Consider the following 21,862-nt stretch of genomic DNA (forward strand, 5'->3'; position numbering starts at 1 on the left):
TTTAATGATTTAACACCCGACTTAAAAACAAACGAGCTCTTTCTTGTTCAGGATTTGCAAAAAATTGTGCTGGTGTTGTATCTTCAATAATTTGGCCGTCATCCATAAATAAAATCCTATCTGCTACCTCACGTGCAAATCCCATCTCATGTGTGACAACAACCATCGTCATCCCTTCTTTAGCCAGCGCTTTCATAACATCAAGCACTTCACCAATCATCTCTGGATCAAGAGCAGACGTTGGCTCATCAAACAACATAGTTTTCGGCTGCATCGCAAGCCCTCTTGCAATTGCTACCCTTTGCTGTTGTCCTCCCGATAGTTGATGTGGATATACACCGGCCTTCTCCGGGATTCCTACCTTTTCTAAATAAAACATCGCTGTTTTCTCAGCTTCCTCTTTTGATGCTTTATTTACTTTAATTGGCGCCAGTGTAATATTTTGAAGTACTGTTTTATGTGGATATAAATAAAAGTGTTGAAAGACCATCCCAATATTTCGGCGCAATTCATTCATATTTGTTTTCGCATTGTGTACTTCCGTATTTTGTACAATCAATTCTCCATCAGTAATTGACTCCAATTGATTTATACACCGAAGTAACGTACTTTTTCCTGATCCTGAAGGCCCAATAACTACTACCACTTCACCCTTTTGCACTTGCACATTAATATTTTTCAAAACTTGAAAGTTACCATAATATTTATTTACATTACGAAACTCAATCAACAAACTCCCCCCTTCCCCTAACAAAGCATGTACATTCTTTTTATATTCAAAAATGGACAAAAAAATAACTTTCAGTCTCATTTTGCACATAAAAAAGAGCAAAGGGCTTTCCCTTTGCTCCTCTATTCCTATTCTATTAAGATACTTCTTCTTTTTTATCTTTCCCGTATTCATGCTCCCAGAAATCTGCATTTTTAATTCCTAACGGCTGTGGATCGAATACTGGATCTTTTCCTTCTTTTTTCTGCTTTTCATAATCCTTTAATGCGATCAATGCTGGTTTTTGTAATAATAGAATCGCAATAATATTAACCCATGCCATAATTCCTACACCAATATCACCTAAAGCCCATGCTGTTGCGGCTGTTTTTACACAACCGTAGAATACAACTCCTAAGAATACAAACTTTAGTACGATAGACATCCAAGGACGGTCTTTATCGCGGTTTAAGTAAGCAATATTCGTTTCTGCAATGTAGTAATAAGCCATAATAGTTGTAAATGCGAAGAATAATAGAGAAATTGCTACGAAAGCGTTTCCGAATCCAGGAAAAACAGATTCTACTGCTGCCTGTGTATAACCAGGACCTGGCTGTGCACCATTTAATTTATTGACGATAAAGTTTTTTCCGCTTGCATCAAATACGTTATACATGCCTGTAATAATCATCATAAATGCTGTTGCTGAACAAACAAATAATGTATCAATGTAAACGGAAAATGCTTGTACTAACCCTTGTTTAGCTGGATGTGATACTTCAGCAGCTGCCGCCGCATGGGCCCCAGTTCCTTGCCCTGCTTCATTTGAATAAATACCACGTTTTACACCCCAAGAAATTGCTAAACCAATGATTCCACCAAAAGCTGCTTCTAATGCAAATGCACTTTTTAAAATTAACATGAAAGCGTCTGGTAATTTTTCAATATTCATAGCTACAATTACACAAGCTACTAAAATGTAACCAAGCGCCATAAATGGCACTACAACTTGCGCTACGTTAGCAATTCGCTTAACTCCACCAAAAATAATAAGTGCTAATGCCGCTACTAATACCGCTCCGGATACCGAAGTATTAATGCCAAAAGCTGTTTCCAAACTTATAGCAATACTATTCGCCTGAACACCCGGTAACAGCATCCCCGTCGCAAGAATTGTTGCTGCGACGAACACTAATGCGTACCATTTAACCCCTAGTCCCTTTTCAATGTAATAAGCCGGACCACCGCGGAATTGTCCTTGATGCTTCGTCTTATATATTTGTGCAAGTGTCGATTCTACATAAGCCGAACCTGCTCCTAGAAAAGCTACCGCCCACATCCAAAAGACAGCTCCTGGACCACCAAATGCAACAGCCGTTGCAACACCCGCAATATTTCCTGTTCCAACGCGCCCTGATAATGAAAGTGCTAACGCTTGGAACGAAGAAACACCCGCATCCGATTTTTCCCCTTGAAATGTAAGCTTCACCATTTCTCCTACATGTCTTACTTGTAAAAACCTCGTTCGAATGGAAAAATATAGACCTACTCCTAAACATAAATAGACAAGTGCGGGACTCCAAACAATATTATTTATCCAACTTACGATAGCTTCCAATATTCCCCCTCCTCTTTATAAAGAATTTTCAGAATATATAAAAATTATAAATGCATACTGAATCTATGACAATATTATTTTAATAAAACAAACATATTTTTGTATAAAAAAACAAAGTATGTATTTATTTTACATACTTTGTTTTGATATGAATGTATTATATATTCAAAATCGCTTCTTTCTTTATAATTCTTTCATAAAGTTGTTCTGATAATTCTCTGAAATTATCAGACATATCTTTCCCTTTAAACTTCTTTTGAATCGTACCGTATAGGCCTATATCACGCAAACGTAAAAATAACGGTAACGATTCATACCAACTATCCGCTAGCCTGTGCTCATATTCATAGCCCTTTCTTAACACTTGTAACTGTTTACGAGCAAATTCCGTCTTCTCTTCTACAGTCCACGGTGTAAAAAGTACAGAGTAATAAAGAACCATCGCTAAATCATGTATAAAGTAATTATAAGCCGCATCATCAAAATCAAAGATTGTTAACTCTTTGCCATCATAATGAAAGTTGCCTGGATGAATATCACCATGTATAAGACCAAACGTCTCCTTTTCAATTGGAAGAGCGTTTATTTCATCCATCAATACAGTTGCAATCTCTTTCACTTTCTTATCTTCTAATTCGTTAACAATTGCACTCTCATCCTCTTCCCACGTATCACGGTCATCTGTTTTAGGATAATTCATTGTCAGACGATGCAGTTGTCCAATTGCTTTTCCCCATGCTTCAAAGAAAGTATCTCCCCAATAAGGCGATTCGTCTCCTTTCACTTGCTCACCTTTCGCATATGTAAATAAGGAAACAAAAAAGAAAGTCCCATCCTCTGCTACGATTTCTTCTACAAGATTTTGAGATGTTGAGTAAAGAGGTCCCGCTACCTTTGCCCCGTTCTCCACAACATATCGTAAAAAATCTAGTTCAGCCTCTACCTCTTTTTTTGAACGATGAGAAGAATGTGTTAAACGTAATACGTGATCTTCACCATCTCTATCCTTCGCTTTAAAAATATAATTCTCGAAATCACCAAGTGGTTTTTTTTCCACTGTCACATGAAATGACTTTGCTGCTCTTGCTAAAATCTCGTTCGTAAAAACACGTTCTACAGCTATTTCCATATGTATCCCTCCTATATATCTTCTTAATTCGACATAAATGTGAGAAGTACTGCTATGAAATTAAATAGTGCGTGGGCAACCATAGCTGATAAAATAGAATTTGTTTTCTCATATAACCATGCGAATGCTACTCCGCTTAAAAAATTTACCGGTAATGTGTTGTATGTTGGGATATGAACAACAGTAAATATTATTGAACTTATAAGCATACCGCCCCATATGCCATATCTATCACGAAAAAACGTATAAAAAACACCTCGATATAAAATCTCTTCATAGATTGGTGATATAACCGCCGCTCCAATTACCGCGATGCAGAACGAATATATTGATTTATCATTTTGGACCGTCTCCGTTTTACTATTTTCAAAAGAAATCCCCAGTTTCTCCATTATCATTAATACACCAATACTAACTACAATCAAAGAAATAACCGCTACAAATGTCCACAATAAATCTTTCCATGAAAGCTTCCGAATTCCAATATCTTTCCACGACAGTTTATATCTTTTTATGCAAAAAAGATAAACTACAAAAGTAAATATCACTGCCATTATAAGTCCCATTAATACTCCAGCATATAATGAGTTCCCTATTATTTTTAAAGCATAATCATAAAAAAGAGATTCAACTGTTACTGGAACAATCAGAAATACGAAAACAAATAAATATAAAATTTCTTTCCATCCCCACATATGCTTCAAAGTCATCTATACCATCCCCTATATTCTATTTTCTTTAGTATAAAAGATGACGTAACGTAACTTTCAAGCTACTTTTTTCAAATACTCCAAGCATAAATTTCTCACAAAAAGCAAAAATTAACAGAAGGAATTTTATTCTAAAAGAGGTGGAAATTATGACACAACAAGAAGAACAGCAAAAGAGCAAGAATCAAAAGCATATGTTTCCATCACTTTCGGAAAACATTAATTACATCGAAAACAAACTCTGCCATTCTGATGATATAAAAAAATTAAATGCTCCTTTTCAAAATGGAAAAGGAACGATCTTATATATCGAATCTTTAGCAGATCCAAATTTAATTCACCAATTAGCTCTTGAGCCACTATTAACTCGATCTGAGCTATCACTAGATAAAGCTTTTTCTACATTGAATATGAAAAAAGAAACGAATCTAAATTATGGTGTGCAACTTTTATTACAAGGTAAATCTTTATATTTCCATGAGCATGTCGAAAACTTTTGTATTTTTGAAACAGCTTTATCTTTAAAGAGAGAGATAACGGAGCCTGATAATGAAGGGATTGTGCGCGGGCCACATACTGGTTTTGTAGAAGATTTAGCAACTAATTTAGCCTCTATTCGTAAACTCATTAAGAGTCCGAATTTAGTTGTTAAGTATTTTACAATCGGTGAAGAGATGCACACGAAAGTGGCAATAACTTATATTCAAAATTTAGCTAATGATGACCTCGTCACAGAAGTGAAAAGAAGATTAGAAATGATTAAGACCGATGCACTAATGCCTCCAGGATACATACAAGAATTTATAGAGGATACGTCTTTCTCACCATTTCCGCAACAATTAAATACAGAGCGTCCAGATAGAACTGCTGCTAATTTAATGGAGGGACGAGTTGCTATTTTATCAGATGGAGATCCAACAGCACTTATCGTTCCGATTACATTATTTGCTTTTTATCAATCACCTGATGACTATAATAATCGCTGGATTGTCGGCTCTTTCGTACGAATGATTCGCTTAGTAAGTTTCTTAATCGCTTTTCTCTTACCAGCTATATATATCGCAACTGTCGCCTTTCATCCTGATGTATTACCACTCGAACTCGTTTATACAATTAAAGCTTCATTAGAAAAAGTACCACTCCCTCCGATTTTTGAGGCACTCTTAATGGAATTGATTTTCGAATTATTACGAGAAGCTGGTATTCGTCTGCCGAGCCGGGTTGGACAAACAATCGGTATTGTAGGAGGTTTAGTAATTGGTGATGCGATCGTAAAAGCTGGACTCGTTTCTTACACAATGATTATCGTTGTAGCTTTAACTGCAATCGCTTCTTTTCTCGTGCCATCAAACGATATGAGTTCAGCGGTTCGGATTCTTCGTTTTCCATTAATGATCCTTGCTGCCTTATTCGGATATGTAGGGATTTCATTTGGCCTAATTATAACTTTCGTTCACTTATGTCAGCTTCATTCTTTTCATACACCATATCTTTCTCCTCTTGCACCAATGCGTATAAAAGATATGAAAGATTCTTTTGTAAGACTTCCAATTTGGTCATTTTGGGAACGACCACATGATCCAAAACCGAAAAAAATGCAACGACAACATGTAACGAGAGAGGATGAGGATGGTGACAAACACGCAAAGTAAAATTGCGCTTGTTCAATTTACCTTTTTCGTTATTCAATGCCAAATCGGGGTAGGTATACTCTCTCTACCAAATCGGCTTCACCCTATCGCTAAAGGTGGCGGATGGATTTCTACACTTATAGCTGGGCTGGCAATTCAACTTATCATTTTACTTATGTGGTTTTTATTAAGAAGATTTCCTAATGCAGATATATATGAAATTGCTTCTATGATGTTCGGTAATAAATTTGGGAAACTATTAGGATTTTCTTATGTTTTTTATTTTACTCTTATCGGTATGACGACCGTTATGTTAAATGCTTGTAACGTCATTAAAGTATGGGTTTTGCAAGCAACTCCTTGGTCTGCAATTCTCATATTATGTACAATAGCTTGTTGTTATGTGGCCTATAACACGTTTAAAGTCATCGTACGATTTTATGTCATGGCCTCTATTCTCATTATTCCAATGGCCCTTTTAATTGCCCTAGGACTCACGCGAGCTGATTTTTCTTATATTTTTCCAATTACAGAGGCTGGATGGTGGAATATTATTCAGGCATCCAAAGAAACAATTACAGCAATGTATGGGTTTGAAATTATTCTTATCGCTTACCCAAAAGTAAATGGAAATCCTACAGCAAGACTAAAAGCCATTTCTATCGCTAATGGATTTGTAACTCTTTTTTATACTTTTACTGTTTGGATTTGCTTTATCGTATTTAGTCCAAAACAAATCGAGCTTATTCCAGAACCCGTTGCTTACTTATTACGCTCTCTTCATATTGGGATTATAGATCGAACCGACCTAATTTTCATACCAATATGGATGATAACTGTTGTAGCTTCTATTGCTAGTTATTATTGCGCTGCTTCAATAGGAATTGGGCATATATTCAATCTTGCTAATCATAAAAAAGCTGTTCCAATCGTTGGTATTATCACTTTTAGTGTCGCCTTATTTATACATACGCCAGAAGAATTAAAAGCCCTTTCACAATTTACTGATAAATCCACCTATATTTTTATTTTAATCTTACCTTTTTTATTTCTTATTTATTCCTTACTCAGAAATAAGAAAGGAGCACAATATGCACAAAAAAATAATTAAATTAAGTGCAATCTTATGTGTTAGTTCACTCCTTTCTGGCTGTTGAGATCAAGAACCATTAAGAGAGGCAAGATTAGCTTATAGTATTGGATATGATATTACAGGAGAAAATAAACTTCAGCAAACGATTGAGCTCGTAAAAAGTTCAAGTGGAGAACAATCTTCATTCGAGAATGAAGTACCTTCAGCAACCGGACATAACATAGTAGAAGTAAATATTTTATATAGTGGTGTCTTAAAATAAAAAGGTTGTGTGCCGCGCGGGCATACAACCTTTTATTTCGTATATCGATATACAATTGACTCATACGGTCTCAGCACGAGATTATTTATCTCCTTGCTTGAGTCTCCATAATTGGATAATAATACTTCTTGTTTCATTCCATCCAATTGAACATTCACTGGTGCAGAATATGTTATTTCTTCTCCATAGAAGTTATTTATAACAAGTAATAATTCATTATTCACAGTGCGTGTATATGCCCAAATCTTAGGATGATTCTTATCTAAAACATCATATTTCCCTTCTGTAATTACATCATATGTTTTTCGAAGTTCAATTAACTTTTTATAATGATAAAATACAGATTCTTTATCATTTAATGCGTTTTCCACATTAATTTCTTTATAATTTTCAGCTACGGGAATCCACGGTGTATTCGTTGTGAAACCGCTATTCACCTCTTCATTCCACTGCATCGGAGTACGTGAGTTATCACGAGATTTTTGTTTTAAAATCTCTATAATCTCTTCTTTTAATAAGCCTTCTTCCTGTTTTATATCATATATATTTAACGATTCTACATCACGATATTGCTCAATAGAACGGAAGTTAGGATTCGTCATACCAATTTCTTCACCCTGATAAATGTAAGGTGTTCCTTGCAACATATGCATAGCTGTCGCTAACATTTTAGCAGATTCATTTCGGTACTTCCCATCATCCCCAAAGCGTGACACAATGCGCGGCTGATCATGATTACACCAGAATAATGCATTCCATCCTCCGCCCTTTTGCATTTCAATTTGCCAATTAGACATAATTTCTTTTAATTTAATAAAATCAAAATCAGCTTTCGTCCACTTATCACCATCCGGATAATCTACTTTTAAATGGTGGAAACTAAACGTCATGCTTAGTTCATTACGACCAGGGTTTGAATATTTAATGCAATTACCAATTGTCGTAGATGACATTTCTCCAACTGTCATAACATCTTTTCCTTCAAACACATTTCGGTTCATCTCTTGTAAATATTCATGAACGCGTGGGCCATCCGTATAATATTTACGCCCATCACTTGTAGCCGTACTTCCTTCGTCACTTAAAAACCTTTGATCCTTTGAAATTAAATTAATAACATCAAGGCGGAATCCTTTTACACCTTTATCTAGCCAAAAGCGCATCATATCGTACACTTCTTCACGAAGCCTTTCATTTTCCCAATTTAAATCCGCTTGCGTTTCATCAAATAGATGTAAAAAGTATTGCTCTGTCTTTTCATCATATTTCCAAGCAGATCCGCCAAATTTAGACTGCCAATTATTCTTTTCATCACGCCAAATATAATAATTACGATACGGACTATTTTTATCTTCCTTCGCTTCTTTAAACCACTTATGCTCTGTCGAACTATGGTTTACAACAATATCGAGCATAATCTCAATATCACGTGCTTTCGCCTCTTCTAAAAGCGCTTCAAACTCTTCCATCGTTCCGTAAGACGGATCTATACGATAATAATCACTGACATCATAACCATTATCGTTTTGTGGCGACTGGTATATCGGTGTTAACCAAATATAATCTACTCCGAGTTCTTTCAAATAATCTAGTTTCTCTGTAACTCCTTTTATATCGCCAGTTCCTTTATTGTAGTAACTATTAAAGCTCTTCGGATAAATTTGATAGACTACACTTTTATGCCAATCCTTCATGCTTAACTTCCTCCTACTTCTGTTTTACTCGTTTCGCAAATAGCCATGTTAGCGTAAATGGAATTACCACTGCGATAATCATTCCTAAAATAAACATTGGGATCGATTTCGGAACGATAGAAATAAATGCTGGCAATCCGCCAATTCCAATAGCCGGTGCTAATACGCCATTTAATGTAATGAATATCGCCGCTATAGCAGAACCAATAATCGCTGCATAGAACGGGAATTTATTTCGTAAATTCACACCGAACATCGCTGGCTCTGTAATACCGAAGTACGCTGAAATTGCTGATGTCGATGCCATGCTTTTATCATTTTGATTTTTAGAAATCCAGAACATTGCCAGTGCCGCACTACCTTGTGCAATGTTAGAAAGAGCAATCATCGGCCAAATAAACGTACCGCCATGCTGCGCAATTAATTGTAAATCAATTGCAATAAACATATGATGCATACCTGTAATTACTAACGGTGCATATAATGCTCCAAATAATACTGCTCCAACTACTGGCACTGTTTCATATACCCCTACTAATCCAGCTGTTAATAAATCTCCAATATGACGTGTAACTGGACCAATAATTCCTAATGCTAATACACCTGTTACAACGATTGTTGTAATTGGTACAACTAATAATTGAATTGCGTTTGGTACATGTTTCTTTAAAAAGATTTCTACTTTACTTAATACGAATGCCGCTACTAAAATCGGTAAAATTTGACCTTGATATCCTACTTTCTCAATTTGGAATAATCCTAAAATATTGAAGTACTCAATTTTTTGACCATCTAATCCTGCTGCTGCTTTTCCATAATTCCAAGCATTTAATAAATCCGGATGCACAAGCATTAATCCCATAACAATTCCTAATATCGGACTACCACCAAAACGCTTCGTCGCTGACCAACCGACAAGTGCTGGTAAGAATACGAATGCAGTATTGGCCATCATATTAATTAAATCCCAAAGTCCACTTAAGTTCGGATAAACATCTAATAAATTTTTCCCATCAAAGAATAAGTCCTTCGCTCCTAACAGGTTATTAATCCCCATTAGTAAACCTGCCGTAATAATCGCTGGTAAAATCGGCATAAATACATCTGAAAATACTTTTACAAACTTTTGAACTGGATTTAATTTTTTATCCCCTGAGTCTTTTACATCAGCTACTGTCGATTCTTTCATACCTGCAAGCGTTATCAATTCAGCGTAAACACGATCTACGTCTCCTGGACCAATTACAATTTGAAACACCCCAGCGTTATGAAACACTCCCTTTACTAATGAAACAGACTGTAATTTATCATTATCTATTTTACTTTCATCCTTTAAAGCTATACGGAGCCTCGTTACACAGTGCGCAGCTTGTTCAATATTGTCTTTCCCTCCAATATACTGCAGCACTTCTTCTGCTGTTTTACGATAGTCTTTCCCCATATTCCCGTCCCTCTTTTCTTTTTTTGATACCGTTTACAATTACATATTAACTCGTATATATAAGTTAGTCAACACTCGTATATACGAGTTGGTTATTTTTTTATAAAAAAAGAGATGAAACGTTATTCGTTCCATCTCTTTATTTTCTTCGCGCCACATCCGAAAAGTGAAAGATATCTAAACGGTGACGTGATTCCGTATATTCGAATTGACTCCCATCGTACAAATGCGTAAAGTTTTTTACAACGACAACATAGTCTGTTCCATTTAAATCTAAATACTTTCGGTCATTATCTGTACATGGCTGTACTTCAATTACCCTCTGTGAATAACTAATATGTAGTCCTAATTCTTTCTCAATGTATTTATAAATCGATTCAGTTGCAATTTCTCTCGTTAATCCTGGAATATATTCAGATACAAAATGGTTTATATCTAAAATTACTTTTTCTCCGTCAATATTTCGCACGCGTTTAATATGATCTATTTCTGTGTTTTCTTTCACGTTTAATAACTTTGCTACATCTTTCGTCGCTTTCATTTTCTCTATTTCCACGACATCTGTAATACAATGACGGCCTAAACGCTCGTTTTCTTCTTGAAAACTTACAATGCCTCCAAAGTTAAATTCAATATTTTTTCGCTTTAAAACAAAAACACCTTTTCCATGTATTTTTTGAACATATCCACGCTCTTGCAATAAATCTACAGCTTTTCTTACAGTACCTCGACTTGCCTCATACTGCTTCATTAATTCTGTTTCTGATGGAATTTTGCATCCTTCTTTTAATTGTTTATTATCAATAGACTTGCTGATTTCTGTATAAATTTGTTCATACTTACTCATCATCTACAATAACCCCTTGTCACCTTCTAATTCTATATGTATTATACCATGCAACACTCTTCTGCCAATCTCTCACTTATTTTCCAGTACAAGAAAAATATAGATAAATATTTAGTCTCTAAAACGTATTTTTATAATTTTTTTTATATTTTTCTTTTCATTCAAAAAAACATGTAGTATACTAACTTCAAAATCAGAGGAGAAAGGGAGCAAAGAACTATGCTTACTTATACAACTGTAGTTACATTTGCACAAAAACATCATCATCATACTTAACCCTTGAAACCTAGCGGAAAAATTACGCGTAGGTACAAGGGTTATTCCCATTGTACCTACGCTTTGGCAAAGAGCCATGTAGGTATTTTTTATCTACATGGCTCTTTTTTTATTGCATAAAAAGCTAGTAAAAAATGATGTTTAAGCAAAACTTACTACAAAGGAGTTAACAAAAATGGAAACGAAAAAATGGGGATTATGGATTTTAACAGCTTTTGTTATCGGAAATATGGTTGGGGGCGGTGTATTTATGCTTCCAGCAAACTTAGCACAAGTATCAGGTCCAATGGGCTCTACACTTGCTTGGAGTATTACAGGACTTGGTGTATTTATGATTGCACTCGTATTCGGAAATTTAGCAATTCGCAAGCCAGAATTAAAAGCCGGGCCACAAAGTTATGCTCAAGCAATGTTTCCTTCTCAAAAGGCAGGTAAAGTTGCAGGATATAGTATGGCTTGGGGATACTGGGCTGCTAACTGGGCTGCTACAGCGTCTGTAATTATTTCCTTCGCAGGATATTTATCAACATTCTTTCCCGTTTTACAAAGTAAGCAAATTCTCTTTTCAATAAATGGATTTTCACTAGAACTAGGAAAAGGGTTAACTTTCCTAGTATGTAGCCTTATGTTATGGGGAATTCAATATATTCTTTCTCAAAATATTGATCGAGCTGGAAATATGAACCTTCTTGCTACCATTGCAAAAATTATTGGATTTACAATGTTTATTGTAATCACATTATTCATTTTTAATGCCTCTAATTTCGGAGACGGTCAAACATTTATGAATGAAGCAGGGCAATCCATTTCGTTAGGTGGACAAATCAATTCAGCTGCTATTGCAACACTTTGGGCCTTTATCGGCATTGAGTCAGCCGTTATGCTTTCTAACCGAGCAAAATCTCAGCGCGATGTTAAGAAAGCTACGATTTTCGGATTAATTATCGCTCTTCTTATTTACATGGCAATTACTTTACTGACAATGGGTGCTCTTCCACAAGATGCTTTAAAAGAGTCTCAAAAGCCATTAGTAGATGCATTAAATTTAGCGATTGGTACTAAAGGTGCTTATATAATGGCACTACTTGCGCTCGTATCTTTATTTGGATCTACTGTAGGCTGGATCGTTGTTAGCTCAGAAGTGCCTTACCAAGCAGCAAAAAATGGACTTTTCCCTAAGGTTTTCGGAAAAACGAATAAAAAAGGAAGTCCTTCAAAATCATTATTTATTACAAATGTGATGACGCAAATTTTCTTATTTTCGACGATTTCTGGTACTGTTTCAGAAGCATATAATTTCGCCATTGTTGTAGCAACATTAGCATATTTAATTCCGTACCTTGTTTCTACCTTGTACCAATTAAAATTAGTTATTACGGGAGAAACGTATGACATAATGCCTGGATCTCGAATAAAAGATGGAATCATTACTGCATTAGCATTTTTATATTCCATTTGGGTGATTAAAACAGGCACTGCTGATTTAAAAACATTCTTCTTAGGAATTGGTTTGTTTGTAGTAGGTCTTATTCTTTATCCAGTTTTAATGAAAGATTCACAAAAAAACTAATAAAAAAAAGAGAAGCTTTCCGCTTCTCTTTCTTTATCAAAAATCGTTTATTAACTTTTCTTTTAGCTCTCCTACCGTTAAAGGTTTTGCATAATAAAACCCCTGTACATAATCACAACCCATTGATTTCAATAAACTTTCTTGTTCTACCGTTTCTACCCCTTCAGCAACTACTGCTAAATTTAAACTATGAGCAATTTCAGTAACGGATTTCACAATCGTTCTCTCTGGTTGTGCGTGATCATAATGAAACTCCCGAATAAAATTACGATCGATTTTTACAATATCAAGTGGGAGTTGTTTTAAATAATATAATGAAGAATAGCCTGTTCCGAAATCGTCTAAGGCGATTAAAACTCCCATACTTCTTAATTCTTGTAATGTAGCGATAATATAATCAAAATGGCGTACAGCTATACTTTCTGTTATTTCTAATATTAAACGATTCGGTGGAAATCCAGTTCGCTTTAATATACTACGAACAGATAAAATAAAACGCTTTTGCATCAATTGCTGTATTGATAAATTAACGGATAATCTCAGCCCTTCTTGATACTCTGGTAATGTTTTAAACAATCGACATGACTTTTCTAATACCCAGTCTCCTAGTTTTATAATAAGCCCACACTCTTCAGCTACAGGGATAAATTCACTTGGTGAAATAGGACCTTCTTCTGTCGTACAACGTACTAAAGCCTCAACACCAGTACATTTCTTTGTTTTCAAATCAATAATTGGCTGTAATACCACTTTTAATTCTTCGTCACGAATTGCTTTTTGCAAAGCAAACTCTATTTTCATTCTACGATTTATTTTCGCACGTAATTCATCTGTAAAGAAGCACGCTGCATTTCTTCCTTGCTCCTTTGCACTATACATGGCTAAATCCGAATTTTTCAATAAAGCTTCAACATCTTTTCCATCTTGTGGATATGAGCATAGTCCTAAGCTAGCAGAAATATATACTTCATGACCTTCAAGCATAAATGGTGCTTGGAAGCACGACAATACGGATGTCGCTAATTGCCTCATCTCATCTTGTGTATGATTTTTTGTTAGTAGAACAAATTCGTCTCCACCAAGCCTAGCTAGAACATCTTTCTCTCCTAGCACATAATGTAACCGTGAGGCCACCTCACTTAAAAGTAGATCTCCTATCATATGACCTAACGTATCATTTACTAATTTAAAACGATCTAAATCAAAGTAAATCATGCCAAACTCTTGCTTCTCTGCAATCATCTCATTTACAGTCGTTATTAACTGCAAACGATTTGGTAAACTCGTTAAAGCATCATGATAAGCAAGTTCCCTATAACGGCTTTCACTTAATCTTAAACGTTGTTCCGTCGCTTTCCTACTACTAATATCATTTCGAATTGCAATAAATTGATAAGGTTCTCCTGTTTCATTTAAAAATGGAACAATTGTTGTTTTAACCCAATAATATGTACCATCTTTTGCTTGATTTCGAATTTCACCTGTCCAGACTTTTCCACTCAAAATACGTTTCCATAAATTTTTAAAAAATGCTTTCGGATGGTATCCCGAATTTAAAATACGATGATCTTTTCCGATTAACTCTTCTCTTTTATATTTTGAGATTTTACAAAATTTATCATTTACATATGTAATAAGACCATTTCGATCTGTAATAGCAACAATTGAAGACTCATCTAATGCTAATTTTAAATCTCGCAATGAAGAGTCATATAATGCATGACCTCTTTGTTCTAGCATGCGCACCTCTCCTTGCTTCCTATCTGGCTAAAACACAACTTGTTTCTCTTCATAGAAATAGAGATATTTCATTTTCTAACTAATGTGCCTTTACATTAATCACAATTTTTTAAAATAGGCCGATTAAAATAACATAATATTATTTATAAGAAAAAGCAATATAGTGCTATTTTAATTATATTAGGGAATTATTTCCTCTCTGATTATCTGACCTTATTATATAATATTCTTCTTACATTCTATTCATTTATAAAGTGAAAATTTAACCCCTATCACCTAACCCTATGCTTTCATGAATCATTGAGGTATAAATCTAACTACCTACAAATAGCAGAATTAATATTAAGACATAAAAATATATTCATTTATAAATATTACGTGTGTGGATTTATATCGGTATTTATTCTTGAATTACAATAATAAAATATTAACATATTTCCACCTTATTTTTGGAAGTTTTTTTAAATAAATACATTATTAGACTAAAAAAGAGGATATCCTCTTTTTTAGTCTAATAATGCGGGTACGATGTTTGCTGATAAACTGGATATGGTGTTGGGTACGGTGCAGGATAAGTTACCGGATATGGCGCTGGATAATATCCACCACTAGCTGTACTTGTTAATGCTCCAGCCGTAAGCCCTCCTAATACTCCACCTGCAAAACTTCCTGGAAAAAATCCTCCTCCTCCCCACGAGCCGCCACCCCAGCCCCATCCACCACCGTGATGATGGTGGTGATCATAATGGTTGTGTCCTCCGTGATAATTATGTCCGCCATGATGATGATGATGCCCTCCACCCCCATGGTGATTACGATAATATCCGCCATCATTTCCTATATAGTTCATTTTGCTTCCTCTCCTTTTCAATTTCCCTACTTTAATATGTGCTGTATGAATAGTAAGGATACTGTTGATAATCCGTATAATATGGAGTATCTGAATAATATGGATGGCCATATCCGCCATGTCCGAAGCCTCCAACTGGACGGCTGTAAACTTTATTCATCTCCTTTTCTATATAAAAACGTAACAATATACTGTATGTAGGACAAATGCGGAAAGCATGGGGAAAATGTCTATATTTTGTAAAAAAAACAAAACACTTTATAATAAGAATGTCGGATTACACCTTTTATATAAGAAGTCTATATTTCAGAAAGATTAGAGGAATTTTATAGAAATGAAGAAACCTATCGTTCAATTATTATTAATATTTACAGTCGTATCTATCGTTCTTTTCTTGATAAATACATCGTATATTTCGGTATATACATTTGTCGGTGCTCTGTGGTCCATCACAATCATAGGAATTTCATTCGTTATTTTTATCGAAAACAGGTCTCCTCAAAGCACCTTAGCATGGTTTTTAGTATTAGTACTTCTCCCTTTTGTAGGTGTGCTTTTATACTCCGTTTTCGGGCGTAGCCGTTGGAGAAGAAAAAAACATCTCCATCGTTCAGAAGAACAAAGAAAATTATTCCGTGAAATTTTAGAAGGAAGACGACTAGAATTATCACTCACAGTTCCATTAAGCGAGCGTTCTACACATTTAACAGAAGTCGTACAAAAATTCGGAGGCGGTCCTGCCGCAGATAGAACGACTACAAAACTTTTAACAAACGGAGATCAAACATTTTCAGAAATTCTACAAGCCATCGAGCATGCAAAACATCATATACATATTCAATACTATATTTATAAATCCGATGAAATCGGCACAAAAGTTCGAGATGCTTTAATAAAAAAAGCAAAATCTGGGGTTATTGTACGCTTCCTTTATGATGGACTCGGAAGTAACACGTTAAGAAGACGATTTTTACAGCCTATGAAAGAAGCTGGAATTGAAATTGTAGAATTTGACCCTATTTTTTCAGCTTGGTTACTTGAAACGGTCAATTATCGTAACCATCGTAAAATTGTTATTGTAGATGGAGAAATTGGATTTACTGGAGGACTCAACGTCGGTGACGAATATCTCGGCCGTTCAAAGAAATTTCCCGTTTGGCGTGATAGTCATTTAAAAATAGAAGGTAAAGCATTATATAAATTACAAGCAATCTTTCTAGAAGATTGGCTTTATGCCTCTAGTGGTTTGAATACGTATTCTTGGGATCAATTTATGAATAGACAATACTTCCCTGGTAAAGAAATTTCGAATGCAGAAGGTGCTGTTCAAATTGTAGCAAGTGGACCAAGCTCCGATGATAAAAGTATTCGTAATACATTACTAGCTGTTATGGGCTCTGCCAAAAAATCTATTTGGATCGCTACACCATACTTTATTCCAGATCAAGAAACTTTAACATTATTACGCTTAAGTGCAATATCCGGCATAGATGTACGCATTTTATATCCAGGTAAAAGTGATAGCATTATTAGTGATCAAGCATCTCAATCCTATTTCACTCCACTTTTAAAAGCTGGTGCTTCCATTTACAGTTATAAAGATGGTTTTATGCATGCGAAAATTGTACTCGTTGATGATAAGATCGCAACAATTGGAACAGCAAATATGGATGTGCGTAGCTTTGAATTAAATTATGAAATTATTAGTGTACTTTATGAATCAGAAACCGTTCATGATATTAAGCACGATTTTGAAGAAGACTTTAAGCATTCCACTGAAATTAAATGGAACTCTTTCCAAAAAAGAAGTATAAAAAAACGAATATTAGAGTCTTTCATGCGACTCATTTCTCCTTTACTATAAGCAATCAATATAATATTGATTGCTTTTTCTTTTACATTTCCCCTCTCTCCTTTTCTTTGCATACCATATTAAAACAAGTTATCATAAGATGTATTACTTTATGAAAATAATGTTAGGTGGGAAATACATGTTAGAACAATTTCATATACATGCTGATTTAAAACAACAGCTTTCAGCAATTCACGAAAAGAATAAACAAGAAGCTGGCGAAAATGCACATTTAATTGGAAGTAAAATATATAAAGCATCTGATAACAGCATTATTGAGGATGCAATTACAGCACTTTTACTTGGTAAAAATATTCTATTAAAAGGACCGACTGGTAGTGGTAAAACAGTACTAGCGGAAACTCTTTCTTCTTTATTCCAAAAACCAATGCATAGCATTAACTGTTCTGTCGACTTAGATGTAGAAGGTATTTTAGGATACAACACATTACAAACAAAAGACGGCGCATCTGAAGTTACATTCGTTAACGGTCCTCTTATGAAGGCAATGAAGAGCGGTCATTTCCTATATATTGATGAAATCAATATGGCAAAACCTGAAACATTACCACTTCTTCACGGTGCGTTAGATTACCGTAAAATGATTACAAACCCATTTACACAAGAAGTTGTATACGGTGATAACGAATATCGCGTAATTGCTGCGATTAACGAAGGTTATGTTGGGACAAGTGAACTAAACGAAGCATTAAAAAACCGTTTCGTTATTATTGAAGTTCCTTACATTCAAGGTGATACATTAAAAGAACTATTATTAGCAGAATCAAAATTAAAAGATACTGCAACAATTGAAAAATTCGTTGCATTTGCAAGCGACCTTATGCCTTTAGCGCGTGATGGACGCGTAAGTGAAGAAGCAGCGAGTATTCGTGGTATTATCGACGCATGTGATTTAGGTGTATATATTCCTGTTATGCGTGCAATTGAACGTAGTATTATCGCAAAATTAAATGATGAAACAGAACAAATGACTGTCCGTGAATTAGCAGAAAGTTATTTCTTTGAGGGATAATTCATGAGACAAATTTTTAGTGACAAAAAAATTGATGCGTCGCTGTTTTTGCAAATGGAAAACTTAATGTATGCCCTTCTAAAAGAAGACGATGCCTATCTTGAGTATGGTTACAAAGCATACTACGACGAAATTGAAAAAAAGGTTGTCATTAGTCACTTTTGGGATGATCGAAAAGAAGAGGATACAGTAATCGGATTAAAAAGCGAAGTGTTTTTAAAAGCACTTGGCAATAAACATTACTCGGACATGACTTTAATTCGCTCTTACGCAATCGAATTACAAGAATCTCCTCTAAAAAAGTTTTTAACACAATTATTTGTTCTATTAGAAGATTTACGTGTCGAGGAAATCGTCAAAAGTTTACGTCCTGGCACAAAGCATATTTTTAAGCGCCGAAAAGAAATGTACCGCAATTACTTTGGCTCACAAAATGAAATAAATCGTGTTCGTAACTATCACGGTGATCGTCTATTTTGTCTATGCTATCTTTCATTAACGAGCGATAAATATGAAATGTTTAATAATGAATATTTTGAGCAAATTGAAACGATTTTACATGAAACATTCCAAACTCGTAATACGGAAGATATTATGTATATTGTTGAAAAAATTCGTTATCGCCTAGAAAGTCTTCTTGAAACTGATATGATTAACAACTATTTCGGACATGCTCCGCTTTATTTATCTGTTATTGCAGATGAAAAAAACTGCCGCGTCGAAGAATTAGCAAATGATGATACGCAGCTCATAGATGATGACGATAATAAAAACAAAATGGATGAAAGCTTCTCCACATGGCATCGTGAAAATAAAAATAACGAAAACGAGAACTTTTTACGCTTCGAATTAGAAAGCGGCACAAAAACAAACATGATGGGTGATACGGCTCGCGAATCAGAAGATGGTGATCAAGCACTTGGTTCTGTACAAGGTACTTCTCAAAAAAGTACGCAATCTAACTTCGATGGTGCTGATACAGAAGAAGCAAGAGCATCTCACGCTTCTAGTCAGAACGAAGGCATATACGGCAAATATAATGTGGGAGCTTCTCATACATTTAAAGAAGCACGTAAACCAAACCCTGACGAGAAAAAAGATTATCAAGCCATCAAATCAGTTGTTAATAAAGATGTAAAAGAATTAAAGAAAATTATCGAAAAAACAATTGAAAATAAAACGAATGCAAATAGTGATAAATATTACGGAAGACTTCGTAAAAAATTCCTTCGTATTTATACAGAAAAACAGCCGCGCATGTTTTATAAAAAGGGACAAGAATCTCAAGAACTTGACGTTGCATTCCAACTATTAGTTGACTGCTCTGGCTCTATGTATAACAAAATGGAAGAAACGAAAAAGAGTGTTGTACTATTCCATGAAGCTTTAAAATCTTTAAAAATCCCGCACGCTATTAGCGGATTCTGGGAAGATGCTTCTAGTGCTAAACCTGAAGATAAACCGAACGTTATCCATGAGGTTGTGACGTATAAAAACTCAACGTTACCAAACGTCGGTCCAGAAATTATGCAGCTTCGTGAAGAAGAAGATAACCGTGACGGGTATATTATTCGTATCGTTTCTGAAAAGCTTGCGAAGAGACCAGAAAAGCATAAATTCTTACTTGTCTTTACAGATGGTGAACCTTCTGCACTAGACTATCAACAAGACGGAATTTTAGATACACATGAAGCTGTCAAACTTGCTCGTAAAAGTGGAATGGAAGTAATCGGCATATTCATCGAAGAAGGCGAAGCGAAAGAAGCAACGTATCAATTGATGAAAAACATTTATAACCATCACTTCTTAGTTGCAAATCATGCTGAAGATTTACGCCTGAAGATTAAACCACTATTGAAGAAGCTATTACTGAAAACGATTGAATAGAAAAAAGGAGCTCATTTGGCTCCTTTTTCTTTATTCACTTACTTTGTTTCTGGTTGAAACTTGTATGGAATGGCTACTTCTAATAATAATTCGAACCCTCCATCGTAGTATGGGAATCGCTCGTTCGCGATTTTTCTATCCACCCACTCGATTGCGGAGATTTCTCCTTCATCTTCTGCACAAAGTTCACCTGTTACTACATTTACTTGGAATGTAAAAAATAGCGCATGATTCCCTGATTCTTCAAAGAATTTTTCATTGATCGCAACAAGTCCTCCTGGCTGAGCTGTTAACCCTGTCTCTTCTTTCACTTCTCTTACTAGTGCTTGCTTTAATGTTTCGCCTTTTTCAACAGCCCCGCCTGGTAGTGACCAAACATTTTGTTCTACATTATGTACCATTAATATTTTATCTCTTTTTTCGTCATGTATTAGTGCATATACGACATCAACTCTTTGCATGTTGCTCTTTTCTCCCCTCTCAAAAAGAACGAAGAGCCAATTCCTAAGAATCGGCTCTTCCTATTAATTCATCACTAACTCAGCTGTGAGCTTTTTTTTTAACTTCGCCAACATATCAGTTGTCATTTTGTCTAAATCGTATTCTGCTTTAAAGCCCCACTCTTTCATTGCTGCTGTTGCATCAATAGAGTTTGGCCAGCTATCAGCGATTGTTTGACGAGCTGGATCTACAGCGTAGTCCATTGTAAAGCTCGGAATGTGTTTACGAATTGATGCCGCGATTTGCTCTGGCTCAAAGCTCATTGCTGTAATGTTGAACGCATTTCTATGCACTAGTTTACTTGGATCAGCTTCCATTAATGAAATGATCGCTTGCAAAGCATCCGGCATATACATCATATCCATGTACGTTCCTTCAGCAATGTATGAGGTGTATGCACCTTTTTTAATCGCCTCATAATAAATTTCAACTGCATAATCAGTCGTTCCGCCACCTGGAGGAGCTACATAAGAAATTAAACCTGGGAAACGTACGCCGCGCGTATCAACGCCAAACTTTTGATGATAATAATCACATAGTAATTCTCCTGCTACTTTGTTTACCCCATACATCGTAGTAGGACGCTGAATTGTATCTTGTGGTGTATTATCTTTTGGCGTTGATGGACCGAATGCACCGATAGAACTTGGCGTGAAAAACTTACAGTTTAATTCACGTGCTGCTTCTAATGCATTTACAAGTCCGCCCATATTTAAATTCCAAGCAAATAACGGATTTTTTTCTGCTGTTGCTGAAAGTAAAGCCGCTAAATGAATAATTGTATCCACTTCATTACGCTTTGCAATATCATGTAATTTTTGTCCATCTGTTACATCTAACGTTTCAAATGGACCTGACTTTACTACATCGCTATCCGTTTCACGAATATCTGTTGCAATAACATTTGATGCACCGTATACATCACGAAGTTTCATTACAAGTTCAGAACCAATTTGCCCTAAAGAACCGGTTACTAGAATTTTTTTCATTTTCCCCACTCCTCATTTGCAAGCTATTCA

At 35.3% G+C, this 21,862-nt stretch carries 17 protein-coding genes and 2 pseudogenes; 7 read left to right on the forward strand and 12 right to left on the reverse strand.

Annotated features, from left to right (window positions below):
• Nucleotide 1: 1 nt before the first annotated feature.
• The 4 genes from MR109_RS18320 to MR109_RS18335 all read right to left on the reverse strand — a co-directional run bounded on the left by MR109_RS18320 (nucleotide 2) and on the right by MR109_RS18335 (nucleotide 4,166).
• Entirely contained in the window at nucleotides 2-922 is a 921-nt protein-coding gene (locus tag MR109_RS18320; RefSeq protein WP_116500268.1) for an amino acid ABC transporter ATP-binding protein, read from the reverse strand.
• Nucleotides 867-2,327, reverse strand: a complete 1,461-nt coding sequence (locus MR109_RS18325) for an alanine/glycine:cation symporter family protein (protein WP_071717562.1) — start codon at nucleotides 2,325-2,327, stop codon at nucleotides 867-869. Before MR109_RS18325 ends, MR109_RS18320 begins: the two co-directional genes overlap by 56 nt.
• Before the next feature lie 157 nt (nucleotides 2,328-2,484).
• Nucleotides 2,485-3,456 (reverse strand): phosphotransferase enzyme family protein, encoded by a 972-nt coding sequence (locus MR109_RS18330; RefSeq protein ID WP_242273426.1) that lies wholly within the window; start codon nucleotides 3,454-3,456, stop codon nucleotides 2,485-2,487.
• A gap of 23 nt (nucleotides 3,457-3,479) precedes the next feature.
• The gene (locus MR109_RS18335; RefSeq protein ID WP_071717560.1) at nucleotides 3,480-4,166 is read right to left on the reverse strand and encodes a CPBP family intramembrane glutamic endopeptidase; all 687 of its coding nucleotides are present in this window, start codon (nucleotides 4,164-4,166) and stop codon (nucleotides 3,480-3,482) included.
• 149 nt (nucleotides 4,167-4,315) lie between these two features.
• Between MR109_RS18335 and gerKA the strand changes: the two genes are divergently transcribed.
• The 3 genes and pseudogenes from gerKA to MR109_RS18350 form a co-directional block, all read left to right on the forward strand.
• Nucleotides 4,316-5,818 (forward strand): spore germination protein GerKA, encoded by a 1,503-nt coding sequence (gene gerKA / locus MR109_RS18340; protein ID WP_242273429.1) that lies wholly within the window; start codon nucleotides 4,316-4,318, stop codon nucleotides 5,816-5,818.
• Nucleotides 5,799-6,908, forward strand: coding sequence for a GerAB/ArcD/ProY family transporter (locus MR109_RS18345; protein WP_242273432.1), 1,110 nt, complete (start codon nucleotides 5,799-5,801; stop codon nucleotides 6,906-6,908). The genes gerKA and MR109_RS18345 overlap by 20 nt, the downstream gene beginning before the upstream one ends.
• A pseudogene (locus MR109_RS18350) lies at nucleotides 6,889-7,113 on the forward strand (Ger(x)C family spore germination protein); the annotation flags it as partial. The gene MR109_RS18345 and the pseudogene MR109_RS18350, both read left to right, overlap by 20 nt.
• A 71-nt stretch (nucleotides 7,114-7,184) precedes the next feature.
• Here the strand turns inward: MR109_RS18350 and treC are convergent.
• From treC to treR, 3 genes are all read right to left on the reverse strand, one after another.
• Nucleotides 7,185-8,846 carry an alpha,alpha-phosphotrehalase gene (treC, locus tag MR109_RS18355; RefSeq protein ID WP_242273437.1) on the reverse strand — a complete coding sequence of 554 codons (1,662 nt, stop codon included), beginning with the start codon at nucleotides 8,844-8,846 and terminating at the stop codon, nucleotides 7,185-7,187.
• Nucleotides 8,847-8,859: 13 nt separating this feature from the next.
• Nucleotides 8,860-10,287 (reverse strand): PTS system trehalose-specific EIIBC component, encoded by a 1,428-nt coding sequence (gene treP / locus MR109_RS18360; protein WP_242273439.1) that lies wholly within the window; start codon nucleotides 10,285-10,287, stop codon nucleotides 8,860-8,862.
• Between the two features lie 139 nt (nucleotides 10,288-10,426).
• A complete protein-coding gene (gene treR / locus MR109_RS18365) occupies nucleotides 10,427-11,137 on the reverse strand; it encodes a trehalose operon repressor (RefSeq protein ID WP_098306254.1) in 711 nt (236 codons plus the stop codon).
• Nucleotides 11,138-11,585: 448 nt separating this feature from the next.
• Between treR and MR109_RS18370 the strand changes: the two genes are divergently transcribed.
• Nucleotides 11,586-12,980 carry an amino acid permease gene (locus MR109_RS18370; protein ID WP_098473953.1) on the forward strand — a complete coding sequence of 465 codons (1,395 nt, stop codon included), beginning with the start codon at nucleotides 11,586-11,588 and terminating at the stop codon, nucleotides 12,978-12,980.
• Between the two features lie 36 nt (nucleotides 12,981-13,016).
• Here the strand turns inward: MR109_RS18370 and MR109_RS18375 are convergent, their stop codons facing one another.
• From MR109_RS18375 to MR109_RS30425, 3 genes and pseudogenes are all read right to left on the reverse strand, one after another.
• Nucleotides 13,017-14,720, reverse strand: a complete 1,704-nt coding sequence (locus tag MR109_RS18375) for a putative bifunctional diguanylate cyclase/phosphodiesterase (RefSeq protein WP_048370718.1) — start codon at nucleotides 14,718-14,720, stop codon at nucleotides 13,017-13,019.
• Nucleotides 14,721-15,231: 511 nt separating this feature from the next.
• Nucleotides 15,232-15,570, reverse strand: a complete 339-nt coding sequence (locus MR109_RS18380; RefSeq protein ID WP_098306248.1) for a hypothetical protein — start codon at nucleotides 15,568-15,570, stop codon at nucleotides 15,232-15,234.
• Between the two features lie 31 nt (nucleotides 15,571-15,601).
• Nucleotides 15,602-15,841 (reverse strand): annotated as a pseudogene (locus tag MR109_RS30425) (hypothetical protein).
• A 63-nt stretch (nucleotides 15,842-15,904) separates the two neighbouring features.
• On the opposite strand from MR109_RS30425, the gene MR109_RS18385 reads away from it, so the two are divergent.
• The 3 genes from MR109_RS18385 to MR109_RS18395 all read left to right on the forward strand — a co-directional run bounded on the left by MR109_RS18385 (nucleotide 15,905) and on the right by MR109_RS18395 (nucleotide 20,342).
• Nucleotides 15,905-17,434, forward strand: coding sequence for a cardiolipin synthase (locus tag MR109_RS18385; RefSeq protein WP_048370716.1), 1,530 nt, complete (start codon nucleotides 15,905-15,907; stop codon nucleotides 17,432-17,434).
• Between the two features lie 127 nt (nucleotides 17,435-17,561).
• Complete coding sequence (locus tag MR109_RS18390; protein ID WP_098473952.1) at nucleotides 17,562-18,455, forward strand: ATP-binding protein; 894 nt, start codon at nucleotides 17,562-17,564, stop codon at nucleotides 18,453-18,455.
• Nucleotides 18,456-18,458: 3 nt separating this feature from the next.
• Nucleotides 18,459-20,342 carry a vWA domain-containing protein gene (locus tag MR109_RS18395; protein WP_071717553.1) on the forward strand — a complete coding sequence of 628 codons (1,884 nt, stop codon included), beginning with the start codon at nucleotides 18,459-18,461 and terminating at the stop codon, nucleotides 20,340-20,342.
• A gap of 38 nt (nucleotides 20,343-20,380) precedes the next feature.
• Here MR109_RS18395 and MR109_RS18400 read toward each other — a convergent pair whose 3' ends face one another.
• Nucleotides 20,381-20,803: an NUDIX hydrolase gene (locus tag MR109_RS18400; RefSeq protein ID WP_242273442.1), complete on the reverse strand. Its 423-nt coding sequence runs from the start codon at nucleotides 20,801-20,803 to the stop codon at nucleotides 20,381-20,383.
• A gap of 63 nt (nucleotides 20,804-20,866) precedes the next feature.
• Nucleotides 20,867-21,832, reverse strand: coding sequence for an L-threonine 3-dehydrogenase (locus MR109_RS18405; protein ID WP_242273445.1), 966 nt, complete (start codon nucleotides 21,830-21,832; stop codon nucleotides 20,867-20,869).
• Nucleotides 21,833-21,862 lie beyond the last annotated feature (30 nt).

The organism is Bacillus cereus group sp. BfR-BA-01310 (assembly GCF_022664325.1).
Classification (GTDB): Bacteria; Bacillota; Bacilli; order Bacillales; family Bacillaceae_G; genus Bacillus_A; species Bacillus_A paramycoides.

Excerpts from the sequence above, each read along its gene's own strand:
- MR109_RS18320 (WP_116500268.1), bottom strand. The coding sequence starts at position 922 with ATGCAGATTTCTGGGAGCATGAATACGGGAAAGATAAAAAAGAAGAAG.
- MR109_RS18330 (WP_242273426.1), bottom strand. The coding sequence starts at position 3,456 with ATGGAAATAGCTGTAGAACGTGTTTTTACGAACGAGATTTTAGCAAGA.
- MR109_RS18335 (WP_071717560.1), bottom strand. The coding sequence starts at position 4,166 with ATGACTTTGAAGCATATGTGGGGATGGAAAGAAATTTTATATTTATTT.
- gerKA (WP_242273429.1), top strand. The coding sequence starts at position 4,316 with ATGACACAACAAGAAGAACAGCAAAAGAGCAAGAATCAAAAGCATATG.
- treC (WP_242273437.1), bottom strand. The coding sequence starts at position 8,846 with ATGAAGGATTGGCATAAAAGTGTAGTCTATCAAATTTATCCGAAGAGC.
- treP (WP_242273439.1), bottom strand. The coding sequence starts at position 10,287 with ATGGGGAAAGACTATCGTAAAACAGCAGAAGAAGTGCTGCAGTATATT.
- treR (WP_098306254.1), bottom strand. The coding sequence starts at position 11,137 with ATGATGAGTAAGTATGAACAAATTTATACAGAAATCAGCAAGTCTATT.
- MR109_RS18370 (WP_098473953.1), top strand. The coding sequence starts at position 11,586 with ATGGAAACGAAAAAATGGGGATTATGGATTTTAACAGCTTTTGTTATC.
- MR109_RS18375 (WP_048370718.1), bottom strand. The coding sequence starts at position 14,720 with ATGCTAGAACAAAGAGGTCATGCATTATATGACTCTTCATTGCGAGAT.
- MR109_RS18380 (WP_098306248.1), bottom strand. The coding sequence starts at position 15,570 with ATGAACTATATAGGAAATGATGGCGGATATTATCGTAATCACCATGGG.
- MR109_RS18385 (WP_048370716.1), top strand. The coding sequence starts at position 15,905 with ATGAAGAAACCTATCGTTCAATTATTATTAATATTTACAGTCGTATCT.
- MR109_RS18390 (WP_098473952.1), top strand. The coding sequence starts at position 17,562 with ATGTTAGAACAATTTCATATACATGCTGATTTAAAACAACAGCTTTCA.
- MR109_RS18395 (WP_071717553.1), top strand. The coding sequence starts at position 18,459 with ATGAGACAAATTTTTAGTGACAAAAAAATTGATGCGTCGCTGTTTTTG.
- MR109_RS18400 (WP_242273442.1), bottom strand. The coding sequence starts at position 20,803 with ATGCAAAGAGTTGATGTCGTATATGCACTAATACATGACGAAAAAAGA.
- MR109_RS18405 (WP_242273445.1), bottom strand. The coding sequence starts at position 21,832 with ATGAAAAAAATTCTAGTAACCGGTTCTTTAGGGCAAATTGGTTCTGAA.